General features: G+C 70.2%; 16 protein-coding genes and 1 pseudogene. 12 read left to right on the plus strand and 5 right to left on the minus strand.

What is annotated here, in order from left to right; genetic code table 11:
- Positions 1–161 precede the first annotated feature (161 nt).
- From AC3ERS_RS00255 to AC3ERS_RS00290, 8 genes and pseudogenes are all read left to right on the plus strand, one after another.
- On the plus strand, positions 162–812 hold the full coding sequence (locus AC3ERS_RS00255) for a PadR family transcriptional regulator (protein WP_431962185.1): 651 nt from the start codon (positions 162–164) through the stop codon (positions 810–812).
- A gap of 211 nt (positions 813–1,023) precedes the next feature.
- The gene (locus tag AC3ERS_RS00260) at positions 1,024–2,229 is read left to right on the plus strand and encodes an FAD-dependent oxidoreductase (protein WP_431962186.1); all 1,206 of its coding nucleotides are present in this window, start codon (positions 1,024–1,026) and stop codon (positions 2,227–2,229) included.
- Positions 2,195–2,533: pseudogene (locus tag AC3ERS_RS00265) on the plus strand (hypothetical protein); the annotation flags it as partial. The gene AC3ERS_RS00260 and the pseudogene AC3ERS_RS00265, both read left to right, overlap by 35 nt.
- 201 nt (positions 2,534–2,734) lie before the next feature.
- Complete coding sequence (locus tag AC3ERS_RS00270) at positions 2,735–3,202, plus strand: AMP-binding protein (RefSeq protein WP_431963536.1); 468 nt, start codon at positions 2,735–2,737, stop codon at positions 3,200–3,202.
- A gap of 248 nt (positions 3,203–3,450) precedes the next feature.
- Positions 3,451–17,193, plus strand: coding sequence for an amino acid adenylation domain-containing protein (locus AC3ERS_RS00275; RefSeq protein WP_431962188.1), 13,743 nt, complete (start codon positions 3,451–3,453; stop codon positions 17,191–17,193).
- The gene (locus AC3ERS_RS00280; protein WP_431962190.1) at positions 17,190–18,161 is read left to right on the plus strand and encodes an ATP-binding cassette domain-containing protein; all 972 of its coding nucleotides are present in this window, start codon (positions 17,190–17,192) and stop codon (positions 18,159–18,161) included. The genes AC3ERS_RS00275 and AC3ERS_RS00280 overlap by 4 nt, the downstream gene beginning before the upstream one ends.
- Complete coding sequence (locus AC3ERS_RS00285) at positions 18,158–18,976, plus strand: ABC-2 transporter permease (protein WP_431962192.1); 819 nt, start codon at positions 18,158–18,160, stop codon at positions 18,974–18,976. The genes AC3ERS_RS00280 and AC3ERS_RS00285 overlap by 4 nt, the downstream gene beginning before the upstream one ends.
- The gene (locus AC3ERS_RS00290) at positions 18,976–19,788 is read left to right on the plus strand and encodes an ABC transporter permease (protein ID WP_431962194.1); all 813 of its coding nucleotides are present in this window, start codon (positions 18,976–18,978) and stop codon (positions 19,786–19,788) included. The genes AC3ERS_RS00285 and AC3ERS_RS00290 overlap by 1 nt, the downstream gene beginning before the upstream one ends.
- Positions 19,789–19,856: 68 nt before the next feature.
- On the opposite strand, the gene AC3ERS_RS00295 is transcribed toward AC3ERS_RS00290, so the two are convergent.
- Positions 19,857–20,720: a helix-turn-helix domain-containing protein gene (locus AC3ERS_RS00295; protein WP_431962196.1), complete on the minus strand. Its 864-nt coding sequence runs from the start codon at positions 20,718–20,720 to the stop codon at positions 19,857–19,859.
- An 85-nt stretch (positions 20,721–20,805) separates the two neighbouring features.
- Here AC3ERS_RS00295 and AC3ERS_RS00300 point away from each other — a divergent pair, with 85 nt between their 5' ends.
- Entirely contained in the window at positions 20,806–21,252 is a 447-nt protein-coding gene (locus AC3ERS_RS00300) for a hypothetical protein (protein WP_431962198.1), read from the plus strand.
- 47 nt (positions 21,253–21,299) lie between these two features.
- Here the strand turns inward: AC3ERS_RS00300 and AC3ERS_RS00305 are convergent, their stop codons facing one another.
- The 3 genes from AC3ERS_RS00305 to AC3ERS_RS00315 form a co-directional block, all read right to left on the minus strand.
- Complete coding sequence (locus AC3ERS_RS00305) at positions 21,300–21,524, minus strand: hypothetical protein (protein WP_431962200.1); 225 nt, start codon at positions 21,522–21,524, stop codon at positions 21,300–21,302.
- A 35-nt stretch (positions 21,525–21,559) separates the two neighbouring features.
- A complete protein-coding gene (locus AC3ERS_RS00310; RefSeq protein ID WP_431962202.1) occupies positions 21,560–22,324 on the minus strand; it encodes an HNH endonuclease family protein in 765 nt (254 codons plus the stop codon).
- Positions 22,325–22,624: 300 nt separating this feature from the next.
- Entirely contained in the window at positions 22,625–23,296 is a 672-nt protein-coding gene (locus AC3ERS_RS00315) for a phosphate signaling complex PhoU family protein (protein WP_431962204.1), read from the minus strand.
- Positions 23,297–23,473: 177 nt separating this feature from the next.
- Here AC3ERS_RS00315 and AC3ERS_RS00320 point away from each other — a divergent pair, with 177 nt between their 5' ends.
- Both AC3ERS_RS00320 and AC3ERS_RS00325 read left to right on the plus strand, forming a co-directional pair.
- A complete protein-coding gene (locus tag AC3ERS_RS00320; protein WP_431962206.1) occupies positions 23,474–23,869 on the plus strand; it encodes a nitroreductase/quinone reductase family protein in 396 nt (131 codons plus the stop codon).
- 3 nt (positions 23,870–23,872) lie between these two features.
- On the plus strand, positions 23,873–24,127 hold the full coding sequence (locus AC3ERS_RS00325) for an NUDIX domain-containing protein (protein WP_431962208.1): 255 nt from the start codon (positions 23,873–23,875) through the stop codon (positions 24,125–24,127).
- Here the strand turns inward: AC3ERS_RS00325 and AC3ERS_RS00330 are convergent.
- Positions 24,084–24,467, minus strand: coding sequence for a DUF4377 domain-containing protein (locus AC3ERS_RS00330; RefSeq protein ID WP_431962210.1), 384 nt, complete (start codon positions 24,465–24,467; stop codon positions 24,084–24,086). The two genes, AC3ERS_RS00325 and AC3ERS_RS00330, sit on opposite strands and share 44 nt — an antisense overlap.
- A 53-nt stretch (positions 24,468–24,520) precedes the next feature.
- On the opposite strand from AC3ERS_RS00330, the gene AC3ERS_RS00335 reads away from it, so the two are divergent.
- Complete coding sequence (locus AC3ERS_RS00335; RefSeq protein WP_431962212.1) at positions 24,521–25,612, plus strand: calcium:cation antiporter; 1,092 nt, start codon at positions 24,521–24,523, stop codon at positions 25,610–25,612.
- The last annotated feature ends 22 nt before the right edge of the window (positions 25,613–25,634 follow it).

Below are 25,634 nucleotides of genomic sequence, written 5' to 3' on the forward strand. Positions count from 1 at the left end.
TTCGGTTGAGCGGGGTGCGCGGAAGCAGACTCCACCTGCCTCCGCGCACCGTCAGCCTAGGCGGGACCGTATCTCCCACACCTCCCGATGATTACCGGTGCGAAGAATACTTGCGCCCGAATACTCGCGCACGTATATTCGTATACGAGTAAGGAGGTGTCATGGCCACGAAGCGCAAGGTGAACAACCTGCTGGCGCTCGCGATTCTCTCGGTGATCATCGAACGGCCGATGCACCGCTACGAGATCGCCTCGAAGCTGCGCGAGCGCGGCAAAGACCAGGACATGGACATCAAGTGGGGTTCGCTCTACACGGTGGTCCAGAACATGGTCAAAGCCGGTTTCCTCGAACCTGTCGGCAGCGAACGCGACGGCGCCCGCCCTGAGCGGGTCATCTACCGCGTCACCGACGCGGGTCGCGCCGAAATGTCCGACTGGACAAGGGAATTGATCGCCACCCCGGTGCAGGAGCACGACGCCTTCACGGCGGGGCTCTCGGTGGTCGCCGCGCTGTCGCCGGACGAGGTGATCGAGTTGCTCGGCGCCAGGATCGGCGCGCTCGACGCCATCGTCGCGGGCATCCGCCGGGAGATGGAGAAGCTCGCGGGCACGCTGCCTCGCCTGTTCGTGATCGAGACCGAATACGGTCTGGCGATGCTGGAGGCCGAGGCCGCGTGGGCGCGCTCCTGGCGCGCCGAGCTGGTCGACGGCACCTTCCCCGACCTGCCGATGTGGCGGCAGTTCCATGCCGGTGGCATGGCGCCGTCCGACGTCGTCGAGATGGTGGAGAGGGGGATGCGGGAACCGCAGTAGACACCGTCGCCCGGCCGTAGCCGGGAGGGACGCACTCGAGACCGGGCCCGACGGAGGTGCGGCAACACCGCCGCCGAGCCCGATGAAACCGTCTCGAACCGTGCCCGCACGAGCGCACCCGGCCACGAGGCTGGCAACCACAGGATAGCTGGGTGCGCGGTACGCGGATCGGTTCGGGGAAACCAACCCGACTCACTTACGGAGATACCCCATGTCCAGAATCCGTTCCGCGCTCGTCATCGGCGGCGGCATCGCCGGGCCCGTCGCGGCCACCGCCCTGCTGAAGGCGGGCATCGACGCCCGCGTGTACGAGGCATACCCCGGCCCCTCCTACGGGATCGGCAGCGGGCTCGCGCTCGCCCCCAACGGCGTCGCCGCGCTCGACATCATCGGCGCTGGCGATCCGGTGCGCGGCATCGCGCAGCCGGTGACGAAGATGATCCTCTCGGTGGGTGGCAAGGAGCACCACCTGCCCGCCCTGCGAGGCGAGCCGCCGCTGCAACTGGTCGACCGCGCCGAATTGCACCGGACGCTGCACGATCACGCGGTGGCCGCGGGCGTCCAGGTCGAGTTCGACAAGCGCCTGGTCGGCGTCGACGAGCACGCCGACGGTGTCACCGCTCGGTTCGCGGACGGCAGCACCGCCACCGCGGACGTGCTGATCGGCGCGGACGGCATCCGCTCGACCGTGCGCGACCTGATCGATCCGAACGCGCCCGGCCCGCAGTACACCGGCATGCTCGGCTTCGGCGCCGCGACCGTGTGCGATGCCGAAGTGCCCACCGACACCATGGTTTTCGCCTTCGGCAAGCAGGCGTACTACCTGTACTGGTCGGCCGGTGACGGGCGAGTCTTCTGGGGCGCCAACCTGCCGCACAAGCAATACCTGACGCTCACCGAGGCCCGTGCGATCCCGGCCGAGCACTGGCTGTCGATCCTGCGCGACACCTACGCCGAGGACACTCCGGGCGGCGCGCTGGCCCGCAGCACCACCGCGGAGCAGTTGGAGGCCACCGGCGGCCTGCACATCATGCCGCCGGTGCCGCACTGGTACCGCGGACGCATGGTGCTGGTCGGCGACGCGGTGCACGCGCCGTCCAACAGCTCCGGACAGGGGGCCTCGCTCGCCATCGAGAGCGCGGTGCAGCTGGCCAGGTGCCTGCGGGATCTGCCCGAGCCCGAGGCGGCGTTCGCGGCCTACGAGCGGCTGCGCCGGGAGCGGGTGGAGGGCATCGCGGCGCGCGCCGCGAAGATCAACAGCAGCAAGACGCCAGGTCCGGTGGCGCGCAAGATGATGAATCTGCTCATGCCGCTGATGGTGAAGACGGTGATGAACCCCGAGAAGACCATGGGCGCCGAGCAACGCTACCGCATCGACTGGGATGCCCCGGTCCAATCGGAACTGGTCCCCGCCTGAGTCCCTGGCAGAGTTACCGACTTTGCTTCCAGCTTGGCGCCGCCGTCCCTGGTGCATACAGTTACCCCTCGTGCGCTCCCCCACCACTCAGTACATCGATATCCAAGTTGCCGACGCGGCGCGAGCTTTGGCCGCGTTGGGCCTCGTCGACGCCTTCGGGCACGTGTCCGCCAGGGACGTCGACCACATGGTTATCACTCCTGCGGCCGATGTGGAGACCTTCGCGGCTTCGGACTGCCTCCGCGTCCCGTTGACCGCCACGGCATTGCCATCCAGGTGCCCGGCCGAGGCATGGGCCCACCTGGCCCTCTACCGGATCTTCGGTCCGTCCCTGGCCGCCGGTCGCGACATCCGCTCGCGACCGGCGGTTCGTGTGTTCCCCCTTGGGTGGGGAATCTTTCACCCTCGGAGGTGGGGAGGCAGCCTTGGGGTTCCTGTCGGCAACGGCCTCGGAAGACGAAATTGGAAGGCACAAAGAAAACGCCGCATCCCGAGGAGCATCGCAATGTCGACCGAAACCACCGCACCTTCCGTTCTGGTCAGGACGGGCGCGCTCGCGTCGGTCGACCACTTCGACCCGAACGCGATCGCGGTGTCCACCGGCGACTACGAGCTGACCTACGGCGAACTCGACTCCTGGTCGAATCGGCTCGCCCGAGTGCTGCTCGACAACGGAGCCGGACCGGGCGCGACGGTCGCCATGGCGGTGGAGCCTGCGATCGAAGCGGCCGTCACCCGCTGGGCCATCGCCAAGTCCGGCGCGACCCCGGTGCTCGTCACGTCGCGCGGGCCCGGTTCGAGTGAGGTCGAGGCGGCCGCGATCGGCGTCACCACCACCGCGCTGCGCGGCGAGCTGACCGAGGCCATCGGCTGGCTGGCGCTCGACGACCGATCGATGCTCGTTCGTTACCTCACCGGCTCGGACGCGCCGATCACCGACGCCGAGCGCGCGCCGCTGCGGCAGGCATCCTGACGCCGCGCCTCATCCCGCAGCGGGAAATCCTTCCCTGACATGCGGATTTCGAGTTGTCGACCAGCGTGCGGAGCTAAACTCTCCAGGGGAAGTACTCCTATGCGCACGCTGGTCGACTCATCCGCGGGAAGGCTCGTTCCCACACGAGTCGAGACCCGTCGCGGTCGACAGCGCGCTCACCCCTAGCGGGCACCGCGCGCGTCTCGACTTGTTCTCTCCGTCTTTTTCTTAGCCAGCAGGGACCTTGTATGCCTCAGCCGTCTCTCACCCCAGTGGTCGCGGCCGGCCGCCTGCCCGCAGGCGCCTTTCCGCTCTCCGCGGCCCAGCGCGGCATCTGGTTCGCGCAGCACTTCGCGGGTGACATTCCGATCTCGATCGCGCAGTACGTGGAGTTCCGCGGCGCGCTCGACCTGGATCTGCTGGCCGACGTGGCGCGCCAGGCCGTGCACGAGTTCGGGAGCGGCTATGTGCGGCTGATCGAGGTGGACGGCTTCCCTTATCAGATGATCGACACCTCGCTCGAGGACGAGACGTTGCTCGTCGACCTGCGCGGCGAGCCCGATCCGGCGGAGGCCGCGCGGGCGTGGATGCGCGCGGAGTACACCGCCCCGCTGGATCTGCTGCGCGACCGGCTCGCCAAGTCCGCCATGCTGCGCCTCGGCGACGATCACTGGTACTGGTACCAGCGCATCCACCACATCCTGCTGGACGGCTTCGGCGCCATGAGCGTGCTGCAGCGCACCGCCGAGCTGTACAACGCCGGGCTGGCCGGCGGCGAGCCGCCCGCGAACAAGGCCGCCGATCTGCGCACCATCGTCGACGCGGACGTGGCCTACCGGGATTCGGACCGTTTCGCCGCCGACGCGCAGTACTGGCGCGAGCATCTCGTCGGCATGGCCGAACCGGTCAGCCTGGCCGGACGCGCGGCCGACGTGGACGCGCACCCCAGCCTCGTGGCGGGCGAATTGCCCTCCGCCACCGCGGAATTGCTGGACGCGGCGGCGAAGGAGCATTCGACCAGCGTGGCGCCCGTCGTGGTGGCCGCGTTCGGCGCCTACCTCGGCGCGATGACCGGCGCGCCCGAGGTGATGCTGAGCCTGCCGGTCTCGGGGCGCACCACCGCGGTGCTGCGGCGCTCCGGCGGCATGATCGCCAACGTGGTGCCGCTGCGGCTGCCGCTCGGCGCCAGGGGCACCGTCGGCGGGTTGATTCGCGCCGCGCAGCACGAGCTGACCTCGGCGCTGCGCAGGCAGCGGTACCGCCAGGAGGACATCGTCCGCGATCTTGGCTGGTCGGTGGACGAGGCGGTCTCGTTCGGCCCGACGGTCAATCTCATGATGGGGGACACCAGGATTCGGCTCGGCGAGGTCACCGGCCGGATGCACGTGCTGACCTCCGGGTCGATCGAGGACTTGTTCCTGAATCTGTATCCGGGCATGGGCGCGGAGAACACGCACCTCGATTTCCAGGCCAACCCCAACCTCTACGACGACGAGGAACTGGCCGCCCAGCACCGGAGGTTTCTCGACTTCCTGCATCGTTTCCTGGCCGCGGGGCCGGCCGCGCCGCTGTCCGAGTTGTCGGTGCTCTCGCCCGAGGAGCGGGACGAGCTCGCCCCCGCGCGCGGACCCGGCTCGGTGCCGCCGCGCACGCTGCTCGAGATCCTGTCCGACGGCGCGGCCATCGATCCGGACGCGATCGCCGTCCGCGCCGACGGCACGGCGCTGACGTATCGGGAGGTCGACGCCTACGCCAACCGCCTCGCGCGGTTGCTCATCGCGGCGGGCGCCGGACCGGAAACCGCGGTGGCCGTCGCTGTTCCGCGCTCGCTGCGATCGGTGCTCGCGGTCTGGGGCGTGGCGCGGACCGGCGCCGCGTTCGTGCCGGTCGATCCCGGCTATCCCGCCGACCGCATCGAGTACATGATCGCGGACAGCGGCGTCGTCGCCGGGCTCACGGTGGCAGACGCGCGTCCGGCGCTGCCCGACAGCATCACCTGGCTGACGCTCGACGATCCCGAGACGGACGAGATCGTGGGGCGCCAGGATTCGGCGCCCGTCACGGATGCCGAACGGTCGGCCGCGATCGCTCTCGACCAGCCCGCCTATCTCATCTACACGTCCGGGTCGACGGGAATGCCCAAGGGCGTCACCGTGACCCATCGCGGGCTCGCGAACCTGGTCGCGGCGTCCGGCGCGTCGTTCGGCGTGGACGCGAACGCGGTGGTGGCGCACGCGGTCTCGCCGAGTTTCGACATCTCGGTCGAGGAGCTGCTCGTCGCGTTCGCGGTGGGCGCATCGATCGCCGTCGTGCCGCCCGCCGCCTACGCGGGCGAGGACTTGGCGCAGGTGTTGCGCGAGCAGCGGGTCACCCATCTGAATGTCACACCGGCCGTGGTCGGTTCGCTGGACCCGGACACGCTGCCGGATCTGCGCACCGTGGTGGTCGGCGGCGACGCGTGTCCGCCGGAACTGGTGGCGAAGTGGGCGGGCCGCACGCTGCTCAACGGGTACGGCCCCACCGAGACCACGGTCACCGTCACCGTGAGCGCGCCACTGACACCGCAGGGGCCGGTGAGCATCGGCAGCCTCGCCCGCGGGGTCGTCGGGCTGGTGCTAGACCCGTGGCTGCGGCCGGTCGCGCCCGGTGTGGTCGGCGAACTGTACCTGGGCGGGCCCGCCGTGGCGCGCGGCTACCACCAGCGCACCGGGCTCACCGCGAGCCGGTTCGTCGCGGACCCGTACGAGCCGGGCGCGCGCATGTACCGCACCGGCGACCTGGTGCGGTGGCGGCGCCGCGCGGGCAGGCTGGAGCTGGACTACGTCGGCCGCGGCGATTTCCAGGTGAAGGTGCGCGGCTACCGCATCGAACTCGGCGAGGTGGACACCGCACTGGAGCGGCAGCCCGAGGTCGAGTTCGCCCTCACCATCGGAGCGACCACCCCGAGCGGGGCCACCGCGCTGGTGTCCTACGTGCTCGGCGCGCCGGGCGTCGAAGTACAGCCCGAGGCGCTGAAAGCCGCTGTCGGCGAACGTCTTCCGGCGTACATGGTGCCGACGGTGATCATGGTGCTGGACAGCGTGCCGCTGACGCCGGTCGGCAAGGTCGACCGCAGGGCGCTGCCCGCACCCGATTTCGGCATGCGCACCACCGTGCGCCGCCCGCCCTCCACTCCGCGCGAGGAGACGCTCGCCGGCCTCTACGCGGAGGTGCTCGGCTTGGACGCGGTGGGCGTGGACGAGAACTTCTTCGCCCTCGGCGGCGACAGCATCATCTCCATCCAGCTGGTCTCCCGCGCTCGCACCGCCGGGCTGCGGTTCAGCGCGCGCGATGTGTTCGAGCGCAAGACGGTGGCCGCGCTGGCTGCTGTCGCCACCGACGCGGCCGACACCGCCGTGCTCGAATTGCCCGGCGGTGGCGTGGGTCCGGTGGAGATCACCCCGATCGTGCACGCGATGCTCGACCAGGGCGAGACCTGGAACCGGTACAGCCAGGCCGTCCTGATCGCGCTGCCGCCGGACGGCGACCGCACCCGCCTCACCGCGGCGGTGCAGGCGCTGCTCGATCACCACGACGCGCTGCGCAGCACCCTGCGGAAGGCCGAGGTCGGCTGGGAATGGGTTGTCGCGGACCCGGGTTCGGTGCGTGCGGCCGACTGCATCGACTCGGTGACCGTCGGCGAAGACCTCGAGGCGAGTTGCGAGTACGCCTTGCAGCGCGCCGCCGATCGGCTGGATCCGGCCGCGGGGATTGTCGTTCGGTTCGTTCTGGTGGAGCCGAATTCGGCTGCGGGCGCATCCGTCGGCGACACCACTGGCACCGGCACTGGCGACAGGACCGGTGTTGCCGCCCCGGGCGCTGCCGGTGGAACAGCTGTCGGGACTCACGTCGGCGTTGACGCCGCCAGTAGCCGTGGAATCGACATGAGTGCCGCAGACGGAGTTGGCAGCGCCGATGCGGACCCGATGGATGCGCGCATCGCCGGTGATGTCGGCATTGCCGACGACGGCCGTGGCATCGCGGAGGGGACCCGGCTCTGGTTGGTGCTGCACCACCTGGTCACCGACGGTGTCTCCTGGCGAATCCTGTTGCCCGACTTGGCCACTGCCTTCTCCGGCGGCGAGCTGGAACCCGTCGGCACCTCCTACCGCCGCTGGGCGCACGCGAACATCGAGCAGGCCGAGTCGCGTGCGACCGAACTGCCCGTGTGGCAGCGCGTGCTGGCCACCCCGGACGCACCCTTCGGCGCGCGGCCCGCGGATCCGGCGGTGGACACCGTGGCCACCGCGGCCGAGGTGCGCACCACCGTGCCCGTGGACGTCGCCACCGCCGTACTGGACACGGTGCCCGCGCTGTTCCACTGCGGCGCCGACGACGTGCTGCTGGCCGCGCTCACCATGGCGGTCGCGCGCTGGCGGGCCAGGACCGGCGCGCTGTTCACCCTCGAGGGTCACGGGCGCGAGGAGTCGGTGCTGCCCGGCGCCGATCTGGCTCGCACGGTCGGCTGGTTCACCAGCGTGTATCCGGTGGCGATCGATCTCGCCGGTATCGACTTGGACGAGGCTTTCACGGGCGGGCCCGCGGCCGGTCTGGCGATCAAGGCCGCCAAGGAGCAGCTGCGCGCCATTCCGGACCGTGGCGTCGGATACGGCATGCTGCGCCACCTGAACCCGCGGACCGCCGCGGAGCTGGCCGCCGGGCCGACCCCACAGATCAGCTTCAACTACCTGGGCCGCGCTGCGGTCGGACCCGAAGGGCCTTGGCTGCCGAGGCGATTCGCCGCGACACAGGACGACCGCTCGCCCTTGCCCGCCGTGATCGACGTCAACGCAATCATGGGCGCCGACGGGCTGGAGGTCACCTGGGCCTACGCCACCGAGCTGCTGGGCGAGGACGACGTCCGCGAATTCGCCGAACAGTGGGCCACCGCGCTCGCCGCGCTGGCCGCGCACGCGCGGACGACCGGCGCCGGTGGGCACACACCCTCTGACTTCCCGCTCACCACGGTGACTCAGCCCCAGATCGATGGCTGGGAGCGCATCTACCCGAACCTGTCCGACGTGTGGCCGCTCTCGCCACTGCAATACGGTCTGCTCTTCCACGCCTGGTACGACACCGACACCGCCGACGGCTACACCGTGCAGTCCCGGCTCACCCTCGCGGGCCGGGTGGACGCCGCCCGCCTGCGCGCCGCGGCGCAGGTGCTGGTGGACCGGCACGAGAATCTGCGCGTCGCGTTCGTGGAGACACCGGACGGACCACGCCAACTGGTGCTCGCCGACGCCGAAGTGCGCTGGCAGGAACTGGATCTCACGCATCTCTCCGAGCCGTCCGAGCGCACGAGGGAGCTCGACCGAATCCTGGCGCTCGACGCGAACACTCGCTTCGATCTCACCCGTCCGCCGCTGCTGCGCTTCCAGCTCATCCGCACCGACGACGACACCTACACCTTGCTGATGACCAACCACCACCTGGTGCTGGACGGCTGGTCGACGCCGCTGCTGGTGCGCGAGCTGCTGACCGTGTACGTCGCGTCCGGCGCCGGTGCGAGTGCTGCGGAGGTGCTCGCCCCCGCACCGTCCTATCGCGGCTTCCTCGCCTGGCTCGCCGAACAGGAAGCCGCCGAGAGCGCCGCCGGGCTCGCCGCCGCTGTCGCCGCGTCCGCGCCTGTCGAACCCGCGGGCGTCGCGGCGGCCGAACAGCCGACCGAGGCCGAACAGCCGACAGCCGAACCTGCCGCTGCCGAGGCGGCCGCTGCCGAACCTGCCGCTGCGCCAGGTCCGGTCGGCGAGATGATCACCGGCACAGCGGCGTCCGCATCCCTCGCCGCTTGGCGCGAAGCGCTGGCCGGGATCGATGCCCCCACCCGCGCGGTGCCGACACTGGCCGGGTTCCAGTCCACCGAGTCCGGCATGGTGTCGGTCGATCTGTCCGCCGAGGCGGTCGCGCGACTGGAGGCGACCACCCGCGCGGCGGGCGCGACCGTGAACACGGCCGTCCAAGCGGCGTGGGCGCTGCTGCTCGCCATGCTGACCGGACGCACCGACGTGGTGTTCGGCGGCACCGTGTCCGGCAGGCCGCCGCAGCTGCCGGGCGTCGAGGACATGGTCGGCCTGTTCATCAACACCCTCCCGGTGCGGATCCGGCTCGACCCCGCCGAACGCGTCGCCGACCTGCTGGCCCGCATGCAGTCCGAGCAGGCACGGCTGCTCGATCACCAGCATGTGGGACTCGCGGCCATCCACCAGGCGGTCGGCCTCGCCGAATTGTTCGACACCCTTACCGTTTTCGAGTCGTACCCGATCGATCGGGAGGCGCTGTCGCAGTCGCTGGACATCGCGGGCATGCGGGTGCTCGACATCGCGGGCACCGACGCGACGCCGTATCCGTTGAACCTGATGGTGATTCCGCTGCACGGGCTGCCCGGCGAGGCGGGCGACAAGCTGCGGGTCACGGTGAAGTTCATGGCCGACCAGCTGACGGAGCGGCACGCGCGCAGGTTGCTCGACCGTTTCGTCCTGCTGCTCGAGCAGATCGCCGAGCAGCCGGAGTCCGGCGTCGCGCGGTTGCAGCACTGCGACGCCGTCGAGCGCGCCGCCCTGCTGCCCGTGCACGGCATCGACTCGGTGCCCCAGCGCACGTTGCCCGAGATCCTCGCCGCGGGCGCCGCGGTGAATCCCGACGCCGTCGCGGTGAGCGCGAACGGCGACAGCATGACCTACCGCGAGCTGGACGCCTGGTCGAACCGGTACGCCCGGGTGCTGCTCCGCCGCGGCATCGGCGCCGAGATCTTCGTCGTGCTCGCCCTCACTCGCTCGATCGAGTCGGTGGTCGCGGTGTGGGCGCTGGTCAAGACGGGCGCGGCCTTCCTGCCGCTGGACCCGAACTATCCGGTGGAACGGATCGAGCACATCCTCACCGATTCCCAAGCGCCCATCGGCGTGACCGTGCGCGCCACCGGCGAAACCCTGCCGAGCACCATCGACTGGCTGCTGCTCGACGACCTCAACACCATCCGCAGGGCGATGACGGTCCCGGACGGACCCCTCACCGACGAGGAGCGCGGCGGCGCCATCCGGATGGACCAGACCGCCTACCTGATCTACACCTCGGGCTCCACCGGCAAGCCGAAGGCGGTGCTGCTCAGCCATCGCGGCGTAGCGAATCTCACCACGGCGCAACGCGAATCGCTGGACCTGGATCCCACGGTCAAGGCGTTGCAGGTCGCTTCGCCGAGCTTCGACGCCTCGGTCTTCGAGCTGCTCACCGCGCACGCGGTGGGCGGGCAGCTGGTGCTCTCGCCGCCCGAGGTGTACGGCGGCGCCGAGCTCGAGCACCTGCTGCGCGCCGAGCGGGTCACCCACGCGGTGATCACGCCGTCGGTGCTGGCCACCATGGATCCGAGCGGCCTGCCCGACCTGCGCGTGCTGTCGGTCGCGGGCGAAGCCGTCGGGCCGGAGCTGACCGCGCAGTGGTCCATCGGCAGGCGCATGCTGAACCTCTACGGCCCAACGGAGTTCAGCATCTGGGCCACCGGGCCGGGCGAACTGGAGGCGGGGAAGCCGATCACCATGGGCGGACCGATCCGCGGCGCCGCGGTCATGGTGCTCGACACCTGGTTGCGTCCGGTGCCGGTCGGTGTGGAGGGCGAGCTGTACCTCGCCGGTCCCGCCATCGCGCGCGGCTACTTCAACCGGTTCGCGATGACCGCGGGCCGCTTCGTGGCGAACCCGTACGGTGCGCGCGGGGAGCGGATGTACCGCACCGGCGACATGGTGCGCTGGGTCGAATCCGAGCGCACCCGTGGACCGGTGCTGGAGCTGGAGTACCTGGGCCGCAGCGATTTCCAGGTCAAGATCCGCGGCCTGCGCATCGAAGTCGGCGAGATCGACGCCGTGCTCGCGGCCGACGACCACGTGGAATACGCCGCGACCGTCGGCATGCCTGGCCCGGCGGGGGAGACCGTGCTCGTCTCCTACGTGGTGCTCAGCGACGTGGGCCGCGAATCCCTCGGCGAGGAGGCCGAATACGACACCGAACGGCTGCGCTCGCGCATCGCGGGCGCGCTGCCCGGCTACATGGTGCCCGGCTATCTCGTCGTGCTGGACGAGGTGCCGCTGACACCGGTCGGCAAGCTGGATCGCAACGCGCTGCCCGTGCCCGATTTCGCCGCGTTCCTGCGCCGGTACCTGGCCCCGCGCACGCCGGTGGAGCAGGCGGTCGCCGAGGTGTTCGCGGAAGTGCTCGGCGCCGAGCGGGTCAGCATCGACCACTCGTTCTTCGAACTCGGCGGCAACTCGCTCAGCGCGACCAAGGTGGTGGCCAGGGTCAACGCGGCGCTCGGCGCCACGATCGCGCTGCGGGACCTGTTCGACGCCCCTACTGTCGCGCAACTGTCGGCGCGGGTGGTCCCCGCCGCGCCGGGGGCGCGGGCCCGCTTCGCGCTGGCACCGCGCATCCGGCCGGACCGTATCCCGCTCTCACCCGCCCAGCAGCGGATGTGGGTGCTCAACCGGCTCGACCCCACCTCGCCCGCCTACAACATCGCTGTCGCGCTGCGGCTCACCGGTGAACTGGACGTTGCGGGCATGCGGCGCGCGCTGCGGGCCGTGATCGACCGGCACGAAAGCCTGCGCACCATGTACCCGGCCGACGCCGAGGGGCCGCGGCAGGTGGTCCTCGGCGCCGACGCCGTGGCGCCCGAGCTCCACGCGGTCGTCACCGAACCCGGTGCGCCGCTGCGTGATCGGATCGCCGCACTGGCCGGTGTCGGATTCGACCTGGTGACCGAGCCGGCGCTGCGGGTCGGACTGTTCCGGTTGCACACGGCCGACGGCAACGGGCGCGCGACGCCGGTGCACGTCGTGGTCCTGGTAGTGCACCACATCAGCGCGGACGGCGCGTCGATGGCGCCGCTGGCCACCGACCTGATGACCGCGTACGCCGCGGCCACGATGGGCCAGGAGGCGGCGTTGGCCGCGCTGCCGGTGCAGTACACCGATTTCGCGCTGTGGCACCGGGAACTGCTCGGCGACGAGTCCGATCCGGAATCGCCGGCCGCGAGCCAGATTCGCTTCTGGACCGAATCGCTCTCGGGCGCACCGGATCTGCTGGAGCTGCCCGCCGACCGGCCGCGCCCCGCGGTGCAGTCGATGCGCAGCGCCGACCTGGATTTCGCGGTCGAGCAGGGGCTGCACCGGGCCATGGCCGAGCTGGCCGCCGACGCCGACGTCAGCATGTTCATGCTGGTGCACGCCGCCCTCGCGGTGCTGCTCGCGCGGCTGGGCAGCGCCGAGGACGTGGTGATCGGCACCGCGGTCGCCGGGCGCGGGGAGGCCGCGCTGGACGAGATGGTGGGCATGTTCGTGAACACCCTCGCGCTGCGCACACCGGTCGACCCGAACCTGACCTTCCGCGAATTCCTCAGCGCGGTGCGCTCGTCGGATCTGGACGCCTTCGGCAACGCCGACGTGCCCTTCGAACGCCTCGTGCAGGTGCTGAACCCGACCAGGTCCACCGCGCACCACCCGATCTTCCAGGTCTCGCTCTCCTTGCAGAACTTCGTCGAACCGGCGCTCGAGCTGCCCGGCCTGCGCATCGACGTGGAGGATCTGGATCGCGACGCGGCACAGTTCGACCTGACGCTCGACCTGCGTGAGCGCTTCGACGGCGCTCAGCTCGATGAAACCCAGCTCGATGAAACCCAGCTCGATGAAACCCAGCCCGAGGGAACCCAGCCCGAGGGAACCCAGCGCGCGGGCATCGATGCCACGTTGACCTATGCCACCGACCTGTTCGACGCGCCGACGGTCGACACCCTCGCCCGCCGGTGGCTCGGGGTGCTCGCCGCGGTCGTCGCCGATCCGGGGCAGCGCCTCGGCGACATCGATCTGCTGGTGCCGCTGGAGCGCGCCGAACTGGCTCCCGCGCGCGGCCCGGAATCCGCCGGGGTGCGCACTCTGCCCGAGGTGTTCGCGGCGACGGCGGACGCGTATCCGGAGCGCGCCGCGGTGGTCGCCGCGGGCGCGACACTGACCTACCGCGAAGTGGCCGCCCGCGCCGCGCAACTCGCCCGCCTGCTGATCGAGGCGGGCGCGGGACCGGAGACGGTGGTGGCGCTCGGGCTGACCAGGGGCGCGGAGCTGCTGGTCGGCATGTGGGCGGCCGCCGCGGCGGGCGCGGCCTTCCTCCCGGTCGACCCGAAGCATCCGGTGGACCGCATCGAGCACATGCTCACCGATTCCGGTGCGGTGCTCGGGCTCACCGTCGCCGCGCACCGGCCGCAGCTGCCCGAGGACACGCGGTGGCTGGTCCTCGACGACGCGACCTTCGCCGCCCGCTGGCGCGCGGCCGACGACGCACCGCTGCGCGCCGACGAGCCGCGCGTGCCGATCCTGCCGGACCACCCGGCGTGGATGATCTACACCTCGGGCTCCACCGGAACGCCGAAGGGCGTGACGGTCTCACATCGCGGCATCGCCGATCTCGTGGCCGCGCAGCGCGAGTCGCTGGCGCTGGACGAGCACGCGCGCGTATTGCAGGTCGCCTCACCGAGTTTCGACGCGTCGGTGTTCGAGGCGATCATGGCCTTCGGCGCGGGCGGCGCCTCGGTGGTCGCGCCGCCGGAGGTGTTCGGCGGGGACGCCCTGGCCGAACTGATCGAGGCCGAACGCGTGACGCACGCGGTGATCACGCCGTCGGCGCTGGCCACGGTGGATCCGGCGCGGGTGTCGAGTCTGCGGGTGCTGGCGGTGGCGGGCGAGGCGGTCGGCGCGGAGCTGGTGGAACGCTGGGCGCCGGACCGGACCATGGTGAACCTGTACGGCCCTACCGAATCCACCATCTGGGCGACGGGTTCGGGTGCGCTGTCGGTGGACGCGCCGGTGACCATCGGCGGTCCCATTCGCGGCGCGTCGGTGCTGGTGCTGGACGGGCGGCTGCGCCCGGTGCCGGTGGGTGTCGCGGGAGAGCTCTATCTCGCCGGTCCCTCCCTGGCGCGCGGCTATCACGCCCGCCCCGATCTGAACGCCACCCGCTTCGTCGCGAATCCCTATGGGACGGAGGGGGAGCGGATGTACCGGACCGGCGACCTGGTGCGCTGGGACGGCGACGGTGAACTGGAATACGTCGGCCGCACCGATTTCCAGGTGAAGGTGCGCGGCCAGCGCATCGAGCTCGGCGAGATCGACGCTGTGCTCGGCCGGGCCGATGGCGTGGAATTCGCCGTGACGCTCGGCGTCCGCGGCCCAGCCGGCGGCACCGCACTGGCCGCCTACGTGGTCCACGAATCCGGCGTCGAGCTGGACGTCGAGGGGCTGCGCGCGCACGCCGCCGCGGCACTGCCCGGCTACATGGTGCCCGCGGCCTTCGTGGTGCTCGACGCGATTCCGCTCAACGCCGTCGGCAAGCTCGACCGGAAAGCACTGCCGGAACCGGTGTTCGCCGACGAACGGATCGAGTACGTCGCACCACGCACGCCCACCGAGGAGACTCTGGCGGTGGTCTTCGCGGAACTCCTGGGCCGCGAGCGGGTCGGCGCCGAGGACTCCTTCTTCGCGCTCGGCGGCGACAGCATCCTCGCCATCCAACTGGTCTCCCGCGCCAGGCAAGGCGGCGTGACCATCACCCCGTTGCAGGTGTTCGAGCACCGCACCGTCGCCGCGCTGGCCGCCGCGGCGGACGCCGCGGGTGAGCTGGTGGTGCTCGAGGAGCTGCCCGGCGGCGGGGTCGGCGAGATGCCGCTGCCGCCGATCGTGCGGTACATGATCGAACGCGGCGGCGACTACGACCGTTTCGCGCAGACCGCGGTATTGGAACTGCCCGTCGGCATCCGCGCCGAGCAGCTGGCGGCGACGATCGCGGCCGTGGTCGACCGCCACGACATGCTGCGCGCCAGGCTGCTGCACGACCCGGACGTGCGGCTCGAGGTGTCCGAACCGGGCAGCGTCGATGTGGCGAGCCTGATCCGCCGCATCGAGTTCGCCGCCGACGCGGACACGGTCGACCTGCGCGAATACGCGCTCACCGAACTGGATTCCGCGATGAACCGGCTGAACCCGGCGCGCGGTGTGGTGTTGCAGTTCCTCTGGCTCGATCCGGTCGGCGAGGCCGGTGATCGCAGCCGGTCCGGTCGCCTCATCGTGATCGCGCACCACCTCGTCGTGGACGGGGTGTCCTGGCGGATCCTGGTGCCCGACCTGATGGCCGCCTGGGCTCAGGTCTCGGCGGGCGCGACGCCGGTGCTCGCCGACACCGGCACGTCGATGCGGCGCTGGGCGCACGCGCTGGCCGAGGAAGCGCACAGCGCCGCGCGGGTCGCCGAACTCGACTACTGGCGCGACCTGATCGACGGACCCGATCCGCTGATCGGCGGCCGCGAGCTGGATCCGGCCGTGGATCAGGCGGGGCAGCTGCGCATGGTGGAGGCGGAGGTGTCCGAGGCGGTCACCGCCGCGCTGCTGACCACGCTGCCCGCGCTGTTCCACGGCGGCGTCGAGGACGCGCTGCTCACCACGCTGGCCCTCGCCGTGCACAAGTGGCGCGCGAGCCAGGAGCGCAGCGTCCTGGTGCGATTGGAAGGGCACGGTCGTCAGCAGGAAGTGATCCCCGGCGCCGACCTGTCCCGGACCGTCGGGTGGTTCACCAGCATCTACCCGGTGCGGCTGGACCTCGGGACGGTGGACGTCGACGAGGCATGGGCCGGTGGCCCCGCGCTGGGGCAGGCGATCCGCGCGATCAAGCACCAGCTGCTCGCGGTGCCCGACAAGGGCATCGGGTTCGGCCTGCTGCGCTACCTGAATCACCAGACCGCCGAACAATTTCCGCGTCGCCTGCCGGGCCGCGTCGCCTTCAACTACCTGGGCCGCTACGCCACCGGCGAGATCCCGCCCGGCCTGGAGGGACTCGGCTGGCTGCCCACCGAGGAGCTCGGCGATCTGCCCGCGACCGAGTGCCAGGACGTGCCGCTGCAAGCCGAGATCGACGTGAACGCGGTGGTCCTCGGCGACCGGCTGCGCGCCACCTTCGGCTTCCCCGCGACGCTGCTGGACCGCGCCGAAGTCGCCGAGCTCTCCCGCCTCTGGGTCGAAGCGCTCGGTGTCGCCGCCGCATTCGCGTCCACCCCGGAGGCGCGCGCGGCGGGCGCGGAAGAGGAGCGGGCCATGGCCGAACTCGCCGCCGCCGCGGCGCAACCCGCGCCGGGCACGGCCCTCGGTCTCGACGTGCTGCTGCCGATCCGCCCGGGCGGCGACGCACCCGCGCTGTTCTGCATCCACCCGTCGTCCGGAATGTCGTGGACCTACCTGGGTCTCGCGGAGGCGCTCGCGCCAGGCCGCCCGATCTACGGTCTGCAAGCGCCGGATCTGAGCGGCCGCGAACCGTCCGTGCGCAGCATCGAGGAATTCGCCGACCGCTACGTGCGCGAGATCCGCGCTGTGCAGCCGGAAGGTCCGTATCACCTGCTCGGCTGGTCGTTCGGCGGGCTCATCGCGCACGCCATGGCCACCCGGCTCGAACAGGAGGGCGCGTCCGTCGGCGTGCTCGCCCTGCTGGACGCCGACACCGCGGACATCGACGGCGACAGCATCGAGCCGCTCACCGCGGGCTCGTTCGTCAGCACCTTCGGCGCGGTGTTCGGCATCGACGACGTCCCCGCCGATGCCACGGCGCAGGAGGCGGCCGCGCTGATCGCCGAGCGGACCGGCGGCGTGGCCCTGGTGGACGCCGACACCCTCGAGCGAATGGCGGGCTCCTACAACGCCTCGGCGCGCACCAGAACCGGGTATCAGCGTCCCGTCTACCACGGCGACGCCCTGTATTTCAGTGCCACCGTGGACAGTTCGGACATCTTCGGCCCCGAGGGCTGGCGTCCGTACGTCACCGGTGCGATCACCAACTACGACGTCGAGGTCACCCACGACGAAATGACCGCACCACACGTGCTGCCGATCATCGCGCGTGTGCTCGACGAGCAACTTGGAGGCATGCAGTGAACGACAGCGGAGTTGTGGTGGAAGGCGTGGAGAAATCCTTCGGCCCGGTGCGCGCCCTGCGCGGCGTGGATTTCACCGCCGCGCAGGGTGAGGTGCTCGGCATCCTCGGCCCGAACGGCGCGGGCAAGACCACCATGGTGAACGTCCTGTCCACGCTCATCGCGCCGGATCGCGGCCGCGCGCAGGTCGCAGGCTACGACGTGGTCGCCGATCCGGCGGCGGTGCGCCGCTCGATCATGCTGACCGGGCAGTTCGCGGCGCTGGACGACATGCTCAGCGGCTACGAGAACCTGGTCATGTTCGGCAGGCTCATGGGACTGCGCAAACCCGCCGCGCGGGCGCGCGCCGACGAACTGCTCGCCGAATTCGACCTGGTCGAGGCCGCGGACAGGCGGGTGGGCACCTATTCCGGCGGTATGCGCAGGCGCATCGATATCGCGTGCGGACTCGTCGTGCGGCCCGACGTGGTGTTCCTCGACGAGCCGACGACGGGCCTGGATCCGCGCAGCCGCCAGGGCGTGTGGGATCTGGTGTCCGGCTTCCGCAAACACGGCATCACCACGCTGCTCACCACGCAGTACCTGGAAGAGGCCGACGCGCTGTGCGATCGGATCATCGTCATCGATCACGGCGTGGTCATCGCCGAAGGCACCGCCGACGAGCTGAAGTCGCGCACCGGAGGCAGCTACTGCGAGGTGGTCCCGCTGCGGCTGGAGGATCTGCCCGCCATCGCGGCCGCGCTGGGTTCACTACTGCCCGAGGAGAATCGGGCCGCCCTCACACCGGAGTCCGACCGCATCGCGATCCCCGCTCCCGAGGGCGCGAAGACGCTCGCCGAGGCGCTGCGCAGGCTGGACTCGTCGGGCATCCAGTTGGTCGACATCGCCCTGCGCCGTCCTTCCCTCGACGACGTGTTCCTCCAGCTCACCGGCCACCTGGCGGCCACGGAGACGGGAGCGGCCGGATGACCGCGGGCACCTGGCTGACCGAGACCCGCGCCACGCCGGTCCGCGTGCAACAGTGGTGGGTGCTCACCACCAGGCTGGTGACGCCCGCGATCAAGAGCGGCGAGGTGCTCAGCTCCGTCGTCGCGCCCGTCGCCTTCACCGCGAGCTTCTACATTCCGCTGAAAACGGTGATGACCTTCATCGGCACCGGATTCAGCAGCTACGCGCAGTTCATGATGCCCATCGTCATCCTGCAGGCCTGTGCGTTCACCGCGATCGGCGCCGCGTTCCGGTCGGCCACCGACGTCGTCGCCGGGATCGACCGCCGCTTCGGTTCGATGCCGATCGGTCCGCTCGTTCCGGTCGGTGCGCGCATGTCCGGCAATGTGTTCCGGCTGTTCATCGCGATAGCGGCGGCGCTGGTCTGCGGACACGTGATCGGCTTCCGCTTCCGGCTCGACGGCTGGCACACGCTCGGATTCCTGGCCTTCTCGTTGCTCATCGGCATCGTGTTCACGCTGGGCGGCGACGTCATCGGGACGCTGGCCAAGAGTCCGGAGGCGACCACGCAGGCGTTGGTGCTGCCGCCGTTGATCCTCGGCATGCTCTCGACGGGTTTGGCTCCCGCGGACCAATTCCCCAGCTGGATCCAGCCTTTCGTGCGCAACCAGCCGGTTTCGCAGTTCGTCATCGCGTTGCGCGCGCTGGCGGGCGACACGAAAGGCAATGCGGGCGAGGTGAGCTGGGCGCTGATGGGTCCGCCGCTGCTGTGGGCGGCGGCGATTCTGGTCGTCTGTGTGCCGACGGCGATCCGGCTGAGCTCGAGGAGGGCGTGATGATTGTGACGACCCAACACCCGACGCTGTCGCACGGCGAGAGCTCGCCGGTCTCGTTGCTGCGGCACACCGCGATCCAGACCCAACGCCTGCTGGTGCGCTGGTCCCGCAGTCCGGTGGCGCTGCTGGAGACGCTGATCATCCCGTGCCTGCTGCTGTTGATGCTCGACATCGTCATCGGCAATCAGATCGCGAAGTTCTCCGGCACCGACGCGCTGTACGGGTCCGTGCCGATGGTCGCCATCGTCGGCGCGCTGAGCGGCGCGATAGCGGGCGGGGTGATGCTCGGCCGGGAACGCGACGCGGGACTGCTCGCCCGTTTCTGGGTGCTGCCGGTGCACCGGTCCTCCGGGCTGATCGCCCGGATCCTGGCCGAGGGCTGCCGGATTCTGCTCGGCACGCTCGTGGTGCTCGTCGTGGGCTATGCGCTCGGCTTCCGCTTCCACCAGGGGTTGCCGGCCGGGCTGTTGTTCGTGTTCATTCCGGTGCTCTTCGGGTTGGCGTTCGCCACCATGGTCACCGCCATCGCGGTCTTCACCGCGAAAGCGGCGCTGGTGGAGGGAATCACGATCCTCACCTCGCTGCTGATGTTCTTCAGCACCGGCTTCGTCCCGCTGATCGCCTTCCCGCCGTGGATCCAGCCCGTGGTCCGCAACCAGCCGATGTCGGTAGCGGTGGACACCATGAAGGCGCTCTCGCTGGGCGGCCCGCTGGCCCACCCCCTCACGATGACCTTCGTCTGGTCGATCGGCGCGGTCGTCGTCTTCGCGGTGCCCGCGGTGATCGGCTACCGGCGCGCCAGCCGCCGGTGAGCCGTTCCCACGTACGCCTTTCCACGCGTCACAGGGTGGTGTGCGATGACCGTGTGGGGCGGCTGGCGTCAGCGGCGGTCGGCGCGGGCGCGGAGGACGGCCGCGGTGTGGTCGTCGGCGGGGAGGAAGGCCTCCAGGTGCAGTTCCGAGAGCGTGACGTCGACGGCGGTCGCGAAGGACGTGATGGTGGTGATCAGCCGCAGTTCGCCCTCCTCGCTGCGCAACCGCAGCGGGACGGCGAAACCGAGGTGGTCGGGGCCGGGCTCGGCGGCGGGCAGATAGCCCGTCAACTCGGCGATGAAAGCGTCCAGCTCGGGATCGGGACTGCGCAGCGCGCGCCCGCGCAGTGACTCGGTCACGTGCCTGCCCCACTCCGGCAGGTTCAGCACCCGGCGGGCGAGGCCGTCCGGATGCAGCGCCAGACGCAGCACGTTGATCGGCGGGGCGAGCAGCTCGGGCGCCGCATCGTCGGTGAGCAGCTCGAAAGCGGCGTTGGCGGCGACCAGCACGCCGTACGGGCGCACCACGACCGCGGGGTAGGGCATGTGGCCATCCAGAATGCGGTCGAGCGCGGCCCGGACCGGCGCCAATTCCGGCGTGTCCAACCGTGATTCGGCGAAGACGGGCGCGTATCCCGCGGCGAGCAGCAGACCGTTGCGTTCCCGCAGCGAGAGTTCCAGCGACTCGGCGAGGCGCACGACCATGGTGCGGCCGGGGCGGGAGCGGCCCTGCTCGAGGAAGCTGAGGTAGCGCTGGGTGGTGTCGGCGCGGATGGCCAGATCCAGCTGACTCACCCGGCGCATAGTGCGCCAGCGTTTGAGCTGATGGGCGAACGCTCCGGGTTGTGCGCCCGCGCCGGCAGGTGGCTCGGCCACGGTGCCGATAGGTGGCTGCGCCACGGTGTATCTGGGTGACTGCGCCACGGTGCTCATCGGTCCTTGATATCGAACCCGGTGCGGCCGCGCCATACCCTGCGGGGAATCGCGGCGTCGCACCGCGCTCGCCAGACTCGTTCCCATGAGCATTCACCACGATGACAAAGAACCGGCCCGCTTCGCCGAGCGGTACATCGCACTCTGGAACGAGCCCGACCCCGCGCTCCGCCGCGGCCTGATCGACGAACTCTGGGCCGCCGACGGTGCGCAGGTGCTGATCGATCCCCCCGAAGCCATCCGCGACGCCGCGACCGACCTGGCCTTCCCGATCCCGCCGCTGGAGGTGCGCGGCGCCGAAGCCTTGGAGCGGCGCGTGAGCCGCGCCTACGAGATGTTCGTCGCCCCCGGCGAGCACGTCTTCGAAACCCACGGTCCGGCCACCCGGCTCAGCACGAACCTGATCGGCTTCGGCTGGGCGATGGTGACCAGGGCCGACGGCGCCGTCGCAGGCGGCGGCTACGAGGTGATCGCGCTGGACGGCGAGGGCCGAATCCGCCTGGACCACCAGTACATCGGCATCGACGCCTAGCCGATCGCGTCGCAGCGGTTCCGGTCAGCGGGATGCGCGCGAACTCGTCACGCCTCGAAGAACACCACGTTGCCCGCCGCGTCGCGGGCGCCGAGGCCTGCTTCGATGGCGGCGGCGAGTTCGGCCGTCGTCGACCAGGTGCGCGGGGGGTCACCGTCGAGATTGCCGATGGTCAGCCACGTCTCGGTATCGCGGTAGCGGACCAGTCCCTTGCCCGTCGCGTCGACAGTGACATCGAGATCGCCGGACACCGTCCCTTCCTCTTCGGTCATGACGGCGGCCCTGGCGGAGATCTCGATGATGTCGATTATCTGAATCCTCCTCGGCTGACGCAGTCGTCGACTGCGGCGCGCAGCGCGGATTGTTCGGCAGGGTCGATGGTCAAGCCGTATTTTACTTTGATCTGGAGGTAGTGACCGATATAGCCACACCGGAAGTTTCCCGGCGGCAGATAGTTCGCGGCGTCCTGATCGCCCTTCGACCTGTTGGCCGATGGGTCGGAGGCGACGAGGTTGATCGCGTCGTTCGCGATGCGGCGGCGCGTGTCCTCGTCACGGGTGGCCGCCCCGGATCGCCACGCCTCGGCCAGCGGGACGATGTGCTCGGCGTCGACACCGGACGGGTCGGTGATCCACTTGTACTCTTTGAGCTGTCCGGTCTTGCTGTCCAGGACGCCGTACTGATCGCGCCAGCCCCCGTCGGAACCGATCGTGAGCTCACAGGTTTTGGGATCGAGCCGGACCGAGCCGACGGCGTCGCGCAGCATCATCACTTCCCGCGTGGTGCAGCGACTGTATTGCGTGAAGTCAGCGCCGAAACCGTGTTCGGGCTTGTTGGTATCCCAATGCGGGAACTTCTCGCGGCTGTACCCGGTCATCGGCGCCTCCGGCGCGACAGCGAGTTTCGCGAGCAGGTCGCGGACTTCCTTGGCGGACACCGAAATCTGCTGTCCGGGCGAGGCCGGTGGTTTGCTGTCGGTGCCGCGAGAAGCGGTGCATGCGGCGGTCAGCAAGAGAGTGCAGACGATCGGTGCGACAACGGCCACCATCTTGCGGGATGCGATCCACTTCACAGCGATCCCCCATCGCACGGGATCGGCGTGGTGCCGATGACTCTCCCGGCCACCGGTTGCCAGAGGGACGATTGCCGGGCCGTGAACTTCATCGAGTTGTTTCCTAACGCCTACCTCGTGCAATTATCGCGGGCGCCAAGGTACCTTGTCTCGGCTATGTCGGAATGCCAACGCCGCGTATGAGGTTCGGCACACTCGCCGCGACGGGGTCGTTCGGCTGCCAGCGTCACGCGTGGGTCGCCGTCCTCGCGCCGAGGTCATCGGGTGAGTGGCGTCGGTACGTGGACTATCTCGCTGTGCTCAGGCCTCGTCCGGCTCCGGGTCCGCGGGCTGTGCCATCGGCGGAACTCCGGTGTCGAGGAACCGGATCAGCCGCTCGATGCGCGTGGTGTGGTCGACGCAGCGCTCCAGGTAATTGCCGAGCAGTGCGAGGTCGATCGCGGCGGTCGCCGGCTGCGTGCGCTCCGGATCGATCAACGCCGCGTGCAGGCGCGTGCGCAGATCGGTGAGCGCCGCGGTGACCTGTTCGGCGTCGGCGGACTGGTGGGCGGTGGCCACGGCCTCCCCGGCGAGGGCGGTGCGGTGCGCCGCGAACGTTCCGAGCTCGGTCAGCACGTCCAGGATGGGTTGCGGTGCCACGTGGTTCGGATGACTTCGGTAGACCTGGTCGGCGACGCGGCTGGTGAGCCAGCCGATGCGGGACAGCTCGTTGGCGATCTGGATCGCCGTCACCACATGCCGCAGATCCCTGGCCACCGGTGCCTGCAGTGCGAGCAGCACCACCGTCCGCGCCTCGCACGCGCCATACATCTTCTGTAGCTGCTCGTCGAGGGCGAAAACCTCGTAGGTGACGGCGAGGTCGGCGCCCGCGATGGCGTCGGTGACGCGCTCGACGGTGTCGTGGGCGAGTCGGCACATCAGCGTCAGATCGTTCGTCAACGCGTTGAGCTCGTGGGTGAACTGGGTCCGCACGGGGCAAATTCTCGCTTATGCCGGGGCGAGCAGGGAAACGATTCGCACTGCCCGGTATGGCGATAGCGTACGCGTCGTATCGGATGATCCGCGAAAGTGGCGGTGTGCAGTGAAAATAGCGTATGCGTATCACGTGGCCTTCGTGTCGCTCGCCCTCTCCGGTGTTACGGTCGGCGTATGCCGAAGAGGGACGATGTGCAACACCGTCTGGTGACCACCTTCCAGCGCTGGGTCGGCAATCCGATTCTGCGCAGGCTGCCGAGCCAGCAGCTGCTCGAGACGACAGGCAGGGTGAGCGGCGAGCCGCGCATCACCCCGATCGGCGGCCGCCGGACCGGCGATCAGTTCTGGCTGGTCTCCGAGTTCGGCGAACGCTCGCAGTACATCCGGAACATCAAAGCCGACAATCGGGTTCGCGTGCGGCTGCACGGACGCTGGCACACCGGCACCGCCCACCTGCTCCCCGAAGACGACGCCCGCGCCCGCCTGCGCCAACTCCCGCGCGCCAACAGCGCCGCCGTCCGCCTCGTCGGCACCGACCTGCTGACCGTCCGCGTAGACCTCACCGACTGAGGCGTGGCCGACTACATTCGCTGGCTGCGCGAGCGGGTCGGCCACGACCACATCCAATTGGCGTACGCCGCGGCATGTGTGGTGGCCGACGGGCGTGTGCTCATGCAACGTCGCAGCGACGACGGCCAGTGGGGACTGCCGGGCGGCGCCATCGAGCTGGGCGAGTCGGCCGCGTCGGCCGTCGTGCGCGAGGTCGCCGAGGAGACGGGCCCACCTAAGCGGGCTGTTTGTCGAGCACTTCGACCAGGCGCCACGTGACCGATGGTGCGTCGGCGGGTGGGTTGTCCACGGGGGTCTGTTCGATGCGCAGGCGGTAGCGGTAGCCAGGCTGAAACTCGAAATCCGTGATCGAGCCGTAGAACAACTCCCACGGGCCGTTGTGGCCGCGGCGGATCTGGAGGCAGTCCATCGGTGCGACGCCGGTGCACCGCATGGTCTGTGGCGCGACATCGATCACGAAGGTTCCGTCGCGTTCCACGGATTCGCTGGTCGTGGCTGCGGCGAGGAATGGTTGGGCCTGCGGTGCGGTGGTGCACGCGGCCAGCAGCGGGGCGAGCAGGATGCTCGCGGCGACGGCCTTGTGGAGTCGTTGCTGCATCCCCCCGATGATACCGATCGGGGTGCGCGGAGATAGCTGGGACGATGGAAGACATGATCCGTGCGTTGACAACCCGCTGGACCTCGTTCGTCCCTCTCCTCGCCGCACTCGCCTTGGTCGCCGCCTGGGGCCGAAGCCTGCCGACAGCGGGAGTGATCGTGGTCGCACTGTTTCTCGCGGGATCGGTGCTCGCCGCCGTGCATCATGCCGAGGTCGTCGCGCACCGGGTGGGGGAGCCGTTCGGATCGCTGGTGCTCGCGGTCGCCGTGACGGTGATCGAGGTCGCGCTCATCGTGACGCTGATGATCTCCGGCGGCGAGAAGTCCGCCACCCTGGCCCGCGACACCGTCTTCGCCGCGGTGATGATCACCTGCAACGGCATCTTCGGCCTGGCCTTGCTGGTCGGCGCGCTGCGCAGGCGCATAGCGGTGTTCAACGCGGAAGGCACCGGCGCCGCGCTGGCCACGGTGGCGACGCTGGCCACGCTGAGCCTGGTGCTGCCGACCTTCACCTCGAGCGTGCCGGGCCCGGAGTTCTCGCCCGCGCAGCTCGCCTTCGCCGCGGTCGCCTCGCTCGCGCTGTACGGCCTGTTCGTGATGGTTCAGACGGTGCGCCACCGCGACGACTTCCTCCCGGTGGAGGGTGACGGCGTGGTCACCGGCGACGGCGCGCACGACGCGCGGCCCTCCGTCCGGGCGACGCTCGCCAGCCTGGGGTTGTTGCTGGTCGCGCTGGTCGGAGTGGTCGGTCTGGCGAAAGTGGTCTCGCCGACCATCGAATCGGCGGTGGCGAACGCGGGCCTGCCGCCCGCGGCGGTGGGTGTGGCGATCGCGCTGTTGGTGCTGCTGCCCGAGACGCTCGCTGCGGTGCGTGCCGCGCGCCGCGATCAGGTGCAGATCAGCCTGAACCTGGCGCTGGGCTCGGCGATGGCCAGCATCGGCCTGACCATCCCGGCCATCGCTGTAGCAACTATCTGGCTACAGGGTCCTCTGGTGCTCGGACTGGGTGCGACGCAGATGGTTCTGCTCGCGCTGACGGTGGTCGTCGGCGTGCTGACCGTCGTTCCAGGTCGCGCCACCCTTCTGCAAGGTGGTGTCCATCTGGCTCTGTTCTCGGCTTTTGTGTTCCTCGCCGTCAGTCCCTAGTCATAGTGATGCGTCTCACGGA

It is taken from the genome of Nocardia sp. bgisy134 (genome assembly GCF_057708325.1).

Coding starts and splice junctions, on each gene's coding strand:
- AC3ERS_RS00305 (WP_431962200.1), bottom strand. CDS start 21,524: ATGACCGAAGAGGAAGGGACGGTGTCCGGCGATCTCGATGTCACTGTC.
- AC3ERS_RS00290 (WP_431962194.1), top strand. CDS start 18,976: ATGATTGTGACGACCCAACACCCGACGCTGTCGCACGGCGAGAGCTCG.
- AC3ERS_RS00260 (WP_431962186.1), top strand. CDS start 1,024: ATGTCCAGAATCCGTTCCGCGCTCGTCATCGGCGGCGGCATCGCCGGG.
- AC3ERS_RS00300 (WP_431962198.1), top strand. CDS start 20,806: ATGAGCATTCACCACGATGACAAAGAACCGGCCCGCTTCGCCGAGCGG.
- AC3ERS_RS00275 (WP_431962188.1), top strand. CDS start 3,451: ATGCCTCAGCCGTCTCTCACCCCAGTGGTCGCGGCCGGCCGCCTGCCC.
- AC3ERS_RS00335 (WP_431962212.1), top strand. CDS start 24,521: ATGATCCGTGCGTTGACAACCCGCTGGACCTCGTTCGTCCCTCTCCTC.
- AC3ERS_RS00270 (WP_431963536.1), top strand. CDS start 2,735: ATGTCGACCGAAACCACCGCACCTTCCGTTCTGGTCAGGACGGGCGCG.
- AC3ERS_RS00320 (WP_431962206.1), top strand. CDS start 23,474: ATGCCGAAGAGGGACGATGTGCAACACCGTCTGGTGACCACCTTCCAG.
- AC3ERS_RS00285 (WP_431962192.1), top strand. CDS start 18,158: ATGACCGCGGGCACCTGGCTGACCGAGACCCGCGCCACGCCGGTCCGC.
- AC3ERS_RS00295 (WP_431962196.1), bottom strand. CDS start 20,720: ATGAGCACCGTGGCGCAGTCACCCAGATACACCGTGGCGCAGCCACCT.
- AC3ERS_RS00330 (WP_431962210.1), bottom strand. CDS start 24,467: ATGCAGCAACGACTCCACAAGGCCGTCGCCGCGAGCATCCTGCTCGCC.
- AC3ERS_RS00255 (WP_431962185.1), top strand. CDS start 162: ATGGCCACGAAGCGCAAGGTGAACAACCTGCTGGCGCTCGCGATTCTC.